General features: G+C 74.2%; 12 protein-coding genes and 1 tRNA gene. 10 read left to right on the forward strand and 3 right to left on the reverse strand.

The annotated features are described in order from the left end of the window. Window positions 1–81 precede the first annotated feature (81 nt). Window positions 82–486, reverse strand: coding sequence for a tetratricopeptide repeat protein (locus QSK00_RS23895; protein WP_285594829.1), 405 nt, complete (start codon window positions 484–486; stop codon window positions 82–84). Between the two features lie 147 nt (window positions 487–633). Between QSK00_RS23895 and eno the strand changes: the two genes are divergently transcribed. The 8 genes from eno (at window position 634) to QSK00_RS23935 (ending at window position 8,787) form a co-directional block, all read left to right on the forward strand. Further along, the gene (gene eno, locus QSK00_RS23900; protein WP_285594831.1) at window positions 634–1,920 is read left to right on the forward strand and encodes a phosphopyruvate hydratase; all 1,287 of its coding nucleotides are present in this window, start codon (window positions 634–636) and stop codon (window positions 1,918–1,920) included. 8 nt (window positions 1,921–1,928) lie between these two features. Next, the gene (locus QSK00_RS23905) at window positions 1,929–2,549 is read left to right on the forward strand and encodes an FtsB family cell division protein (protein ID WP_285594833.1); all 621 of its coding nucleotides are present in this window, start codon (window positions 1,929–1,931) and stop codon (window positions 2,547–2,549) included. Next, window positions 2,549–3,046 carry a DUF501 domain-containing protein gene (locus tag QSK00_RS23910; RefSeq protein ID WP_285594834.1) on the forward strand — a complete coding sequence of 166 codons (498 nt, stop codon included), beginning with the start codon at window positions 2,549–2,551 and terminating at the stop codon, window positions 3,044–3,046. The genes QSK00_RS23905 and QSK00_RS23910 overlap by 1 nt, the downstream gene beginning before the upstream one ends. Window positions 3,047–3,436: 390 nt before the next feature. After that, on the forward strand, window positions 3,437–4,408 hold the full coding sequence (locus QSK00_RS23915) for a Ppx/GppA phosphatase family protein (protein WP_285594836.1): 972 nt from the start codon (window positions 3,437–3,439) through the stop codon (window positions 4,406–4,408). Beyond that, window positions 4,405–5,106 (forward strand): uracil-DNA glycosylase, encoded by a 702-nt coding sequence (locus QSK00_RS23920; protein ID WP_285594838.1) that lies wholly within the window; start codon window positions 4,405–4,407, stop codon window positions 5,104–5,106. The genes QSK00_RS23915 and QSK00_RS23920 overlap by 4 nt, the downstream gene beginning before the upstream one ends. Window positions 5,107–5,116: 10 nt before the next feature. Next, window positions 5,117–5,190 (forward strand) — tRNA-Leu (locus QSK00_RS23925). Window positions 5,191–5,448: 258 nt separating this feature from the next. Beyond that, on the forward strand, window positions 5,449–6,309 hold the full coding sequence (locus tag QSK00_RS23930; protein ID WP_285594840.1) for a PIG-L deacetylase family protein: 861 nt from the start codon (window positions 5,449–5,451) through the stop codon (window positions 6,307–6,309). Between the two features lie 234 nt (window positions 6,310–6,543). Beyond that, window positions 6,544–8,787 carry a SpoIIE family protein phosphatase gene (locus tag QSK00_RS23935; protein ID WP_285594842.1) on the forward strand — a complete coding sequence of 748 codons (2,244 nt, stop codon included), beginning with the start codon at window positions 6,544–6,546 and terminating at the stop codon, window positions 8,785–8,787. A gap of 75 nt (window positions 8,788–8,862) precedes the next feature. Here the strand turns inward: QSK00_RS23935 and QSK00_RS23940 are convergent, their stop codons facing one another. Next, complete coding sequence (locus tag QSK00_RS23940) at window positions 8,863–9,102, reverse strand: antitoxin (RefSeq protein WP_285594844.1); 240 nt, start codon at window positions 9,100–9,102, stop codon at window positions 8,863–8,865. Between the two features lie 270 nt (window positions 9,103–9,372). On the opposite strand from QSK00_RS23940, the gene QSK00_RS23945 reads away from it, so the two are divergent. Then, on the forward strand, window positions 9,373–10,176 hold the full coding sequence (locus QSK00_RS23945; RefSeq protein WP_285594845.1) for a Bax inhibitor-1/YccA family protein: 804 nt from the start codon (window positions 9,373–9,375) through the stop codon (window positions 10,174–10,176). Between the two features lie 77 nt (window positions 10,177–10,253). Here the strand turns inward: QSK00_RS23945 and QSK00_RS23950 are convergent, their stop codons facing one another. Then, complete coding sequence (locus QSK00_RS23950; RefSeq protein WP_285594847.1) at window positions 10,254–11,492, reverse strand: acetyl-CoA C-acetyltransferase; 1,239 nt, start codon at window positions 11,490–11,492, stop codon at window positions 10,254–10,256. A gap of 93 nt (window positions 11,493–11,585) precedes the next feature. Here QSK00_RS23950 and QSK00_RS23955 point away from each other — a divergent pair, with 93 nt between their 5' ends. Continuing rightward, complete coding sequence (locus QSK00_RS23955) at window positions 11,586–12,962, forward strand: cystathionine beta-synthase (RefSeq protein ID WP_285594849.1); 1,377 nt, start codon at window positions 11,586–11,588, stop codon at window positions 12,960–12,962.

A 12,962-nucleotide genomic window follows, 5' to 3' on the forward strand; every position in this document is an offset into this window, starting at 1 on the left:
GAAAGCGTCGTTGCTGTCACCGGACGACAGCAACGACGCTTTCCTGCCACCGGGGCCGTTCCTGCCTACCGGGGCGGGGGTTCACGCCCCGCGACGCAGCGCGATGGACGCGCTGACCTCCCCGAGCGCCTCCTGGTACTCGGGCCGCGGGTCCATGGCGGCGGCCATCCGCAGCTGCGCCCGGGCCTCGGGCAGGCGCGACTGGCGCTGCAGGCACCGACCGAGGGCGAACCGGGCGTAGTGGTCGGCGGGGTCGAGCTCGAGGACCCGGAGGAACGAGGCCTCGGCGCGGCGCAGCTGGGCCGACGCGAGGTACGCCCGCGCGGCGAGGAGCTGCACCGACGCGGCCTCGCTCTCGGTCTCGGGCAACGTGCCCAGCGCCTTCAGCGCGTCGAGGGGCCGCCGGTCGTCGAGCAGCTGCTCCGCCCGCCGGAAGGCCGTGACACCGGATTCGGGAAAGTTCGCCGCCCTGCGCTCCGATGACATTCCCGCACGGTAGGACCCGAACGCGCCGGACGCGAGAGCTGAACCGGGCCCCGCGGGGTGTGACGCTGCGTGGCGCACCTCGATCACGGACGAGGAGCGGTTAGAGTCGGCGCCCGACCAACAGCGATCAGCATGGAGGCGGAGCCCGTGGCGGTCATCGAGCAGGTCGGCGCGCGGGAGATCCTGGACTCCCGGGGCACCCCGACGGTCGAGGTGGAGGTGGCGCTCGACGACGGCACGCTGACGCGCGCGGCCGTCCCGAGCGGCGCGAGCACCGGCGAGCACGAGGCCGTCGAGCTGCGCGACGGCGACAAGGGCCGCTACCTCGGCAAGGGTGTCGAGCGGGCGGTCGCCGGGGTGCTGGACGAGATCGGCCCGGGCATCGTCGGGATGGACGCCACCGAGCAGCGGGTCGTCGACCAGAAGCTGATCGACCTCGACGGCACCCCCGACAAGTCCCGGCTCGGCGCGAACGCGCTCCTCGGCGTCTCCCTCGCGGTGGCCCGGGCGGCCGCCGAGTCGGCCGAGCTGGACCTCTTCCGCTACATCGGCGGACCGAACGCGCACGTGCTGCCGGTGCCGATGATGAACATCCTCAACGGCGGCGCCCACGCCGACTCCGGGGTGGACATCCAGGAGTTCATGGTCGCGCCGATCGGCGCCGAGACGTTCCGCGAGGCCCTGCGCTGGGGCGCGGAGGTCTACCAGGCACTGAAGTCCGTCCTGAAGCAGAACGGCCTGTCGACCGGGCTCGGCGACGAGGGCGGCTTCGCCCCGTCCCTGAAGACCAACCGCGAGGCGCTCGACCTCATCGCCACCGCGGTCGGCCAGGCGGGCCTGACCCTCGGCCGCGACGTGGTCCTCGCCCTCGACGTCGCCGCGAGCGAGCTCTTCTCCGAGGGCACCTACACCTTCGAGGGCCAGAAGCGCTCCGCCGCGCAGATGAGCTCCTACTACTCCGAGCTCCTCGACGCCTACCCCCTCGTCTCGATCGAGGACCCGCTCGGCGAGAACGACTGGGAGGGCTGGGCGCGGATGACCGCGGACGTGGGCGACCGCGTCCAGATCGTCGGCGACGACCTCTTCGTCACCAACATCGAGCGGCTCGAGGAGGGCATCGAGCGCCGCGCCGCGAACGCGCTGCTGGTCAAGGTCAACCAGATCGGCACGCTGTCCGAGACGCTCGACGCGATGAGCCTCGCCGGCCAGTACGGCTACCGCTCGATGATGAGCCACCGCTCCGGCGAGACCGAGGACACCACGATCGCCGACCTGGCCGTCGCCACGAACTGCGGCCAGATCAAGACCGGTGCCCCGGCCCGCTCCGAGCGCGTCGCCAAGTACAACCAGCTGCTGCGCATCGAGGAGGCGCTCGGCGACGCCGCCCGCTACGCCGGCGACCTCGCCTTCCCGCGCTTCGACCCGGAGGCCTGAGCCCCCGCATGGCCGCCACCGCGCCCGACCAGCCCCTATCGGCGTGCTCGTCTGAATCGGGATCCTTCCCGACGACGGGTGCGGGCGCGGCGCGGTCGCGCGGTCGCCAGCGCGCCCGTCAGGGTCCGCGCCGCGATCCGCAGCGGGCCGCCCTGCGGCGGCACCCGCTGTCCGGCCGCGGGAAGAACACCCCGGCGGCGGCGCAGGCCGCGGCGCGGGCGGTCCACGCCACCCGCGGCGCGCTGGGCCTGTCCACGGCCCGCCGCGCGGCCCTGCTGGCCGTGGTGGTCTGTGCGCTCGCACTGACCGTCGCGGTCCCACTGCGCAACTACGTCTCGCAGCGTCACGAGATCGCGGCGGTGGCGGCCCAGCAGCAGCGGCTCGACGCCGAGGCGGCGCAGCTGCGGGGCGAGCGCGCGGCGATGGACGACCCGGCGCACGTCGAGGCGCTCGCCCGCGCCCGCCTCGGGTACGCCCGGCCGGGGGAGACGCCCTACCGCGTCGAGCTGCCCGGCGACGCGGCCCGCGCCCCGGAGCAGGACACGCCGATCGCGCCGAGCGAGGCCGACCTGCCCTGGTACACCCGTGTGGCCCGGGGAACGCTCGGTACGGCGGGCGCCCAGCCCTGATGGAACCCGTCCGTGCGGGCGATCGCGAGGCGATCGCCGCCCAGATCGGCCGTGCCCCGCGTGGGCTGCGTGGCGTCGCGCACCGCTGCCCCTGCGGGCTGCCGGACACGGTGCAGACCGCCCCGCGCCTCGAGGACGGCACGCCCTTCCCGACGCTCTACTACGCCACCTGCCCGCGCCTGACGTCGCGGATCGGGTCGTTGGAGGCCGACGGGCTGATGCGCGAGCAGCAGGACCGGCTCGCCACCGACCCGGAGTTCGCCGCCGCCTACCGCGCGGCCCACGAGACCTACCTGGCCGAGCGCGACGCGATCGAGCCGCTGGGCACCGACGTCAGCGCGGGAGGCATGCCGGAGCGGGTGAAGTGCCTGCACGTGCACGTCGCCCACACCCTGGCGGCCGGCCCCGGCGTCAATCCGGCCGGCGACGAGGCCCTGGCGCTGCTCCCCGCGTGGTGGGCGGCCGGGCCCTGCGTGGCGGTCGCCCCCGAGGAGTGAGCGGTCCGGTCGCCCGCGACGGGATTGGCGGACACCTCGGACGGCACGCAGCGTCGCGGCCGCGCACGACACGGGTGATCACGGGCCACGGCCCGGTGTCGGAACCGGTTCCGGATTGCCGTCGGGGGTCCCGGCAGGCGACGATGGTGGCGTCGCCGGCGACGGCGACCCGGTTCCCGGTGGTGCGGACGGCCCACCGGACCGCGGGGTTCTCCGCCGGACCCCGCGTGCCAGGACCGGCTACCGGGAGGCGACACCCGCCGTCCGCCTCCCGGTAGCCGGTCGTAGCCGGTCGTAGCCGGTCGTAGCCGGTCGGGCAGCCCCGGCGCGGCGTCGCGGCGGGGCCCCTGCCGTAACCTCACGCGCGACCATCCGCCGGAGGGAGCGCCCATGCCGCGCGTCGCGGCCATCGACTGCGGGACCAACTCGATCCGCCTGCTCGTCGCCGACGTGACCATCCGCGAGGACGGGTCGCAGTGGCTCACCGACGTGCACCGCGAGATGCGCGTCAACCGCCTCGGCCAGGGTGTCGACGCGACGCACCGGATCGCGCCGGAGTCGCTCGCACGGACGAAGGAGGCGCTGCTCGCCTACGGCGAGATGCTGCGGCGCACCTCGACCACCACCGTGCGGCTGTGCGCCACGTCGGCGTCCCGCGACGCGGAGAACCGCGACGAGTTCTTCACGATGGTCCGCGACATCCTCGGGGTCGAGGCCGAGGTCATCACCGGCGAGGAGGAGGCCCGGCTGTCGTTCGCCGGCGCCGTCGCCGACCTCGATCCCGACGAGGGCCCGGCCGTGGTCGCCGACGTCGGCGGCGGCTCGACCGAACTGGTCGCCGGGACGTGGGATGCGGTCGCCGCCGAGGTGGCCGCGGCGTACTCCGCGAACGTGGGCTGCGTCCGGCTCACCGAGAAGGTGCTGCACGACGACCCGCCGTCCGCCGCGCAGGTCGCGGAGGCCGAGGCCTTCACCCGCGAGACCCTGGCGCCGGCCTTCGACGCGGTCGACGTCGCCGACGTGCAGACCTGGGTGGCCGTGGCGGGGACCGCGACCACGATCGCCGCCGTCGCGATGGGGCTGCGGAGCTACGCGCCGGAGAAGATCCACCTGGCGCGCCTCGGGCTCGACGAGGTCCGGGAGACCTGCCTGCGCCTCGAGGCGATGCCGCGCGCGGAGCGCGCCGCGCTCGGCCCGATGCACCCGGGGCGGGTGGACGTCATCGGCGGCGGCTCCCTCGTGGTGCGGGTCCTGGCCGAGGAGCTGGCCGAGCGGGCGGGCATCACCGAGCTCGTGATCTCCGAGCACGACATCCTCGACGGCATCGCGCGCGAGTGCGCCCGGGCGAGCCGCACGCAGTGACCGCGCTCGCGGACCTCGACGCCGAGATCTGCGCGTGCCGGGCCTGCCCCCGCCTCGTCGCCTGGCGCGAGCAGGTCGCCCGCGAGAAGCGGGCCGCGTTCCGCGACCAGACCTACTGGGGCCGGCCCGTGCCCGGCTTCGGCCCCGGCGACGCCCGCCTCGCGATCGTCGGCCTCGCCCCCGCGGCGCACGGCGCCAACCGGACCGGGCGGATGTTCACCGGCGACCGCTCCGGGGACGTGCTCTACGCCGCCCTGCACACCGTCGGCCTCGCCTCGCAGCCCACCGCGACGTGGCCGGGGGACGGGTTGGAGCTCCGGGGGGTCCGCATCGTCGCGCCGGTCCGCTGCGCGCCGCCGGAGAACAAGCCGACCCCGGCCGAGCGGGACACGTGCCGGCCGTTCCTCGAACGCGAGCTGGCGCTGCTCACCGCGGTCCGGTCCGTCGTCGTGCTCGGCGGCTTCGGCTGGCAGGCCCTCCTTCCGGTCCTCGACGCCGGCTGGGTCGTCCCGCGGCCGCGCCCGCGGTTCGGCCACGCGGCCACCGTGACGCTCGAACCGCGGGACGAGCGCGCCCCGTTGGAGCTCTTCGGCTGCTACCACGTGAGCCAGCAGAACACCTTCACCGGGCGGCTCACCCCGGCCATGCTGGAGGAGGTCCTGGCCGCGGCCGCGCGGGCGGCGGGCCTGCGAGACTGACGACGGCAAGGCCCCTGTAGCCCAATCGGCAGAGGCAGGCGACTTAAAATCGCCGCAGTGTGGGTTCGAACCCCACCGGGGGCACGTCACACGACGTTCACGCGCCGTCGGCCCCGTGTCGGGCGTGTCGTCGTCACCCCGTCACCGCATCGTCGCTCCGGCGAGAGACGGCCGTCGTCCCGGCCTCACCCGGCCGCGCCAGCATCGTGGCAACGGGAGGACGGCGGTGCAGCAGGGCGTGACCGCTCGCGTCCCGGCCCGGACCGCTCGGCGTTCCCGTCCGTGTGCTGCTCCGATCGGGCGAGATCCATGGTCCAGACTTGCGAAGGGGAGGTGAGCAGGGTGGCTGACTTCGCGGGACCGTCCGACGCGCTCCGGGACGCGGGCGCGTCCGTGCGGGCGCCCTGGAGCGCGCTGGAGACGCTGCGTCCGCTCACCCTGCGCTCGTGCCGCCGCATCGTGGTCGTCGCACCGCACCCGCGCGACGAGATCCGCGCCGCCGGTGGGCTCCTGCGGCGGCTCGCGTCGCGGCACGCCGAGGTCGACGTCCTCAGCCTCACCGAGCGGCCCACCCTGAGCTGCCCGCCCACCGGGCCGGTCGACGACCCGGCGCCCGACGGCCGGGTCAGCCTCGACGACCTCGTGGCCGGCGCCCTGGACGACCTCCCCGAGGACGGCGAGGACGACAGCACCGACGGGCCCGTCGACCCCGACGAGGCGGCCGCCGAGGCCGCGTACCGGGCGCTCGGGCTCTCGGTCGTGCGCCGGCACCGGCTCGGGCTGCCCGACGGCGGGGTCGCCGCGGCCGAGTCCGACGTCGTCGCCGCCGTCAGCGAGATCGTCGGGTTCTCCGACGACCCGGGCGGCCTGTGCGTGCTCGCGCCCTGGTCCGGCGACGGGGACGACGACCACGAGGCGGCGGGTCGCGCGGCCGAGGTGGTCACCGCCGCGTACCGGGTGCGCCTCGTGCGGTGGCTGGACCGGGCCTGGACGTGGGCGGGGCCGGACTCGGCGGAGGTCCCGTGGCGCCGTGCCCGCCAGGTGCTGCTCACCGACACGCTGATCGAACGCAAGCACGCCGCGAGCGCGGCGTTCACCGCGGCGCTGACCGCGCCCGGGCGGGACGCGGGCCACGACGGCGAGCACGACGCCGAGCTGCCCGACGGCTGGGCGCCCGGGCCGCGCGAGGTCTACCTCGTCTGATGGCCCGTCCGCCCACCCCGTTGCATCCCAGTCCGACGCAACGCCGAGGGGGCCCCGGTCCGGGTCATTCCGCGCATCCGTGTCGGGCCGAGGTGGCGCGGGGTGGCTAGGCTGCCCGAGGTGACGAGGAGGTCGAACGGAGACGGTCACGCCGACGACGGCGCGGTCGTGGCGTCGGCGCGTCCCCGGGACGTCCGCGACGCAGGGGTGACGGGAGGAGTCGGGATCGAGCACGTGGAGACCGCAGACGGCGCGCAGCGGGGCTCGGCCATCGACGCCGGCGATCCCGGGCGTGCCGACGGCGTCGGCGCCGACCCGGGGATGGCCGACGAGGCCGCGCGCGTGCGCGACAGCCTGACCTTCGACGCGAGCAGCGGCGACCTCCCGCAGGTGTTGCACACCGCTCCCGCCGCCGTCGCTCTCATCGATCTCGATGCCGGCACCGTCACCTACGCCAACGGCTCCGCGCAGGACCTCACCGGCGGCAAGGCCCAGCTCCCGCTCGACATCGACGCCTGGAGCGAGGCGGCCGGCCTCACCGACCTGTCCGGCCGCCCGATGCGCGACACCGCGTCCCCGCTCTCCCGCGTGGCGCAGGGCATCCCGGTCTCCGGGGAGCCGGTCGCGGTCGCCGACGCCGCCCGCCGTGGGTCCGAGGCGACGGTCGAGGAGCGGGAGGAGGCCGAGGGCCGCCTGCTCTGGGTCACCGGCTTCCCGCTCTCCGAGGCCGAGGACGACGAGCGCCGCCGGCTCGCCCTGGTGGTCTTCCTGCAGCTCTCCGGGGCGGGCGCACAACGCCACCTCGAGATGATGCGCGACCGCGCCGTCGTCGCCACCGAGCTCTCCTTCACGATCTCCGACCCGGGGCGCGAGCAGAACCCGCTCGTGTGGGTCAACCCGGCGTTCACCCGGCTCACCGGGTACGACCTCGACGAGGTGCTCGGACGCAACTGCCGCTTCCTGCAGGGACCGAACACCGACCCGACCTCGATCTCGCGGATCCGGGCCGCGCTCGCCGACGAGCGTCCGATCACCGAGGTGCTGCTGAACTACCGGCGCGACGGCACCGCCTTCTGGAACCAGGTGTCGATCTCCCCGGTGTTCGACGGCGGCGGCCGCGTCGTCAACTTCGTCGGCGTGCAGGCCGACGTCACCGAGCGCGTGATGGTGGAGAACGAGCGCCGCGCCGCGCTCGCCGCGGCCGAGGAGACCCGGGAGCAGCTGCGGTTGCTCACCGACTCCACGGCGGCGATGACCGCCTCGCTCGACTCCGGGGGTGCGGCCCGGGCGCTCGCGCGCATCGTCGTGCCTGCCCTCGCGGACTACTGCTGCGTGGACCTGCTCGACGAGGTGGGCGACCCGTCGTCGTCGACCCGCGTGGCGGTGAACCACCGCGACGACTCGAAGACCGGGACGGTGTCGGCGCTCGGCCGCTGGATCACGCCGACCGAGGACGGCGACGACCCCGTCGACCGGGTCCTCGCGGGCGGCGCCCCGTCGCTGCTGCCCGAGCTGCCCGTGCGCCCCGAGGGGCTCCGCGACGACCCGGAGCTCATCGCGCACTACGAGCAGCTCCGGCCGCGGTCGGCCATCGTCGTGCCGCTGCGCGCCCGCGGCCAGGTGCTCGGCGCGCTGACCCTCGGCACCGAGCTGCCCTACGGGCGCCGCTACTCCCAGCGCGACCTCTACCTCGCGAGCGACCTCGCGGCCCGCGCCGGGCTCGCCGTCGACAACGCCCGCCTCTACGCCCGCGAGCACGGCGCGGCCGAGACCCTGCAGCGCAGCCTGCTGCCGGCGGTCCCCGAGGTCCCGGGGCTCGTGGTGGCCTCCCGCTACCTCGCGGCCACCGACGGCGCGCAGGTCGGCGGCGACTGGTACGACCTGCTGCCGCTGCCCGACGGGGCCGTCGGCATCGCCGTGGGTGACGTCGTGGGGCACGACCTGCGCGCCGCGGCGGCCATGGGCGAGCTGCGCGGTGTGCTGCGCTCCTACGCGTGGGAGGGCCTCGGCCCCGACGCCGTCATCGACCGCTGCAACGACCTCGTGCAGGGCATGCACATGGCCGCGGCGATGGCCACGGCGGTGTTCGGGCGCCTGGAGCGTCCGCAGGACGGCGGGGACGGCTGGATCCTCGGCTACTGCAACGCGGGCCACCCGCCGCCCCTGCTGCGCCGCGGTGACGGCAGCGTCGAGCTGCTGACGGGCAACCTGTCCCCGCTGATCGGCGCCACCCGGGCCGCGGCGCGCGACTGCACCGAGGTGCACCTGCACCCGGGCGACCTGCTCGTGCTGCACACCGACGGGCTGATCGAGGCCCCGGGCACCGACCCCGACGAGCGGACGGACCTGTTCGCCCGCACGCTCGCCCAGGCCCCGGACGTCGACGACGTCGGCGCGATCTGCGACCGCGTGCTCGAGGTGCTCGGCGCGGACGGGCTGCGCGACGACGCGGTGCTGCTCGCGGTCCGGATCGACTGAGCCGCGACCCCCGGTCACGACGACGGCCGGTGTCTCTCCTGCGCGGAGGGGCACCGGCCGTCGTCGCGGTGGGGCCTACTGCTGCGGCGGGGGCGGCGGCTGCTCGCCCTCGGCCGGCGGGGGCGGAGCCTGGCCGCCCTGCGGGCCGTGCAGGTAGTCCTTGGCCTTCTGCGAGGCCTGGTCGAACTGCTGGTCGTGACCGGCGAACTTGCCCTTGAGGGCGTCGCTCCCCTTGTCGACGAAACCGTCGGCCTTGTCGGGGTTCTTCCCCGCCCACTCCTTGGCCTTGTTCACCATGTCGCCGAGGCCTGCCACGACGAACCTCCTGGTGCTCTCGGGTACACGTACTCCGGACACCCCGAGAGTGACCCGACCGGCAGGGTTCCATGCCCCATCACGCGCATCGGGGGTGTCGGAATCCCCCGTATGCTGGACACCGTCACGGACCGCGCAGGCCGTCTGTCCGGATCGCCGGTTTCAGGGCAAAAATTCTTTTACCCTCGCGGGAACCCGAGGCCGGGGTCGTGCGTTGGAACCAGTGTGAGCGGTCGCGGTGACCGCTCTCGTGCACGTGGAGGAGGACGAGTGCGCACCAGCAGCAACCCGGCGTTCCGGAACCTGCCGACGTCACCCGGTGGGTACGCGCGGTTCGGTGACGCGCCGGCGGGCCTGGGCGGCGCCTTCGGGGGAGGTCCCGCGGGGCAGCCGCCGATGGCGGGAGCCTCGGACCGGCCGCTGACCGTCGACGACGTCGTCCAGAAGACCGCGCTCAACGCCGTCATCACCATCGGTGTCGGCATCGCGGCCGCGATCCTGCTCAGCCCGGTCCTCGGGATCCTGGGCTTCGTCGTGGGCCTCGTGGTCTCGCTGATCATCATCTTCAAGCAGAGCACCAGCCCCGCGCTGGTCCTCACCTACTCGGTGTCGCAGGGCCTGGCCCTCGGCACCATCACCGGCTTCCTCGAGGCCTCCAGCAACAGCTACGCGGGCATCGGCTTCCAGGCCATCGTCGGCGTGGTCGGCGTCTTCGTCGGCATGCTGGTCGTCTACAAGACCGGCGCGATCCGGGTCACCCCGCGCCTGACCAAGATGGTCATCGGGGCGGCGATCGGCGTGGTCGTGCTCATGCTGGTCAACCTGGTGGTGTCGTTCTTCTCCACCGGCGGTATCGGGCTCCGTGACGGCGGCCCGCTGGCGATCGTCTTCTCGCTGGTGTGCATCGCGGTCGGCGCCTTCATGCTGCTGCTCGACTTCGACCAGGCCGACCAGGCCGTCAAGGCGGGCGTGCCGGCGAAGTTCGCCTGGTACCTCGCGTTCGGGTTCATGACGACGCTGGTCTGGCTCTACATCGAGATCCTGCGCCTGCTGAGCTACTTCCGCGGCGACTAGCCGCAGCGACACGACGACGAAGGCCCGCCCCGGGATCCCGGGGCGGGCCTTCGTCCTCCTGGTCGTGGGACCCGTCGTCAGGACAGACGCTCGAGGACCATCGCCATGCCCTGGCCGCCGCCGACGCACATCGTCTCGAGCCCGATCGTCGCGTCCTTCGCGCGCAGGCCGTTGAGCAGCGTGGTGGCGATGCGCGCGCCGGTCATGCCGAACGGGTGCCCGACCGCGATCGATCCGCCGTGGACGTTGAGCTTCGACTCGATCGTCTCGTCGGTCAGCCCGAGGCCGCGCGCGGAGGGCAGGACCTGGGCGGCGAACGCCTCGTTGATCTCGACGAGGTCGACGTCGTCGATCGACAGCCCGGCCCGGCGCAGCGCCTGCTGCGAGGCGCCGACCGGCCCCAGGCCCATGATCTCGGGCGAGAGCCCGGTCACGCCGGTGGACACGATCCGGGCGAGCGGGGTGATGCCGAGGTCGGCCGCGCGCGTCGAGGACATGACCACCACGGCGGCGGCACCGTCGTTGAGCGGGCACGCGTTGCCGGCGGTGATGCGCCCGTCGGGGCGGAACACGGGCTTGAGGCCGGCGACCGCCTCGTAGGTGGTGCCGGCCCGCGGGGAGTCGTCGGCGGCGACGACCGAGCCGTCCGGGAGCGTGACCGGCGTGATCTCGCGGGCCCAGAACCCGTCGGCGGCCGACTGCTCGGCGAGGTTCTGCGAGCGCACCGCGAAGCGGTCCATCTCCTCGCGGGAGACGTCCTCGAGCAGCGCGACGTTCTCCGCGGTCTGGCCCATGGCGATGTAGGCGTCGGGGAGCAGGCCGTCGGCGCGCGGGTCGTGCCACTCCGACGCGCCGGCGGCGGCGGCCTCCGCGGTGCGGGCCTGCGCCTCGTCGAACAGCGGGTTCTGGGTGTTCGGCAGCCCGTCCGAGGAGCCCTTCTCGAAGCGGGAGACGGTCTCGACGCCGGCCGCCACGAAGACGTCGCCCTCACCCGCGCGGATGGCGTGCGCGGCCATGCGGATCGTCTGCAGCGAGGAGGAGCAGTAGCGGGTGATGGTCGTGCCGGGCACGGTGTCGAGCCCGAGCGCCACAGCGACGATGCGACCCATGTTGTAGCCCTGCTCGCCGCCGGGCAGACCGCAGCCGAGCATGAGGTCCTCGACCTCGGCGGGCGGCAGGGAGGGCACCTGGTCGAGGGCGGCGCGCACCATCTGCGCGGCCAGGTCGTCGGGGCGCATGCCGGCGAGCGTCCCCTTGCGGGCCCGGCCGATGGGGGAACGGGCGGCGGACACGATCACGGCGTCGGGAGTGGCCATGACCTGCACCTTAGGCGGGCGTTCCGCTCCCGGTCGGCGGTGATTCGCGCGACAGTCCGGCCGCGGTCGACGGCGTTCGGCAGGATGGGGGCCATGCAGTACGCCGAGCACATCGCCGACCTCGTCGGACACACCCCGCTGGTGAAGCTCAACAAGGTCGTGCCGACCGGGCCCGACGCGCCGCTCGTGCTCGCGAAGGTCGAGTACTTCAACCCCGGCGGGAGCGTGAAGGACCGCATCGCCGAGAAGATGATCGACGCGGCCGAGGCGTCGGGGGAGCTCAAGCCCGGCGGCACGATCGTCGAGCCGACCTCCGGAAACACCGGGATCGGCCTCGCGATCGTCGCCCAGCAGCGCGGCTACCACTGCATCTTCGTGTGCCCGGACAAGGTCTCGCCCGCCAAGCGGGACGCGTTGCGCGCCTACGGCGCCGAGGTCGTCGTGTGCCCGGCCGCCGTCGAGCCCGACCACCCCGAGTCGTACTACTCGGTCTCCGACCGGCTCGCCCGCGAGACCGAGGGCGGCTGGAAGCCCAACCAGTACGCCAACCCGGCCAACCCGGCGTCGCACGTGGAGTCGACCGGCCCCGAGATCTGGGAGCAGACCGACGGCCGCATCACCCACTTCGTCGCGGGCGTCGGCACCGGCGGCACCATCTCGGGCACCGGCAAGTACCTCAAGGAGATCTCCGGCGGCCGCGTGCAGATCGTCGGCGCGGACCCGCTGGGCTCGGTCTACTCCGGCGGGGACGGGCGGCCCTACCTCGTCGAGGGCGTCGGCGAGGACTTCTGGCCGAGCACGTACGACCGCGGGATCGCCGACCGCATCCTCGCCGTCTCCGACGCCGACTCCTTCCACATGACCCGGCGGCTCGGCCGGGAGGAGGCGCTGCTCGTCGGCGGCTCCTGCGGGATGGCGACCGTCGCGGCGGCGCGGCTGGCCGAGGAGCTCGGCCCCGACGACGTCGTCGTCGTGCTCCTCCCCGACGGGGGGCGCGGGTACCTGAACACGGTCTTCAACGACCAGTGGATGCAGTCCTACGGGTTCCTGCGTGCCGACACCGCGGAGTACACCGTGGGCGACGTGCTGCGGCTGAAGGACGGCTCGATCCCCGACCTCGTGCACGGGCACCCGAACGAGACGGTCTCGGACATCGTCTCGATCATGCGGGAGTTCAGCGTCTCGCAGATGCCGATCGTGCAGGCCGAGCCGCCGGTGATGATGGCCGAGGTCCGCGGTGCGGTGACCGAGCGCGACCTGCTCGACAAGCTGTTCACGGGCAAGGCGGCGCTGACCGACAAGGTCGCCGACCACCTCGCGCCCGCGCTGCCCTCCGTCGGCATCTCGGAGCCGCTGTCGGAGGCGATGGAGAAGCTGCAGGGCGGCGACGGGCTGCTGGTCATCTCCGACGGGCGCCCGGCGGGCATCGTCAGCCGAGCCGATGTGCTCGCGTTCCTCGCCGGTCGATAG

The organism is Actinomycetospora sp. NBRC 106378, assembly GCF_030269685.1.
Classification (GTDB): Bacteria; Actinomycetota; Actinomycetes; order Mycobacteriales; family Pseudonocardiaceae; genus Actinomycetospora.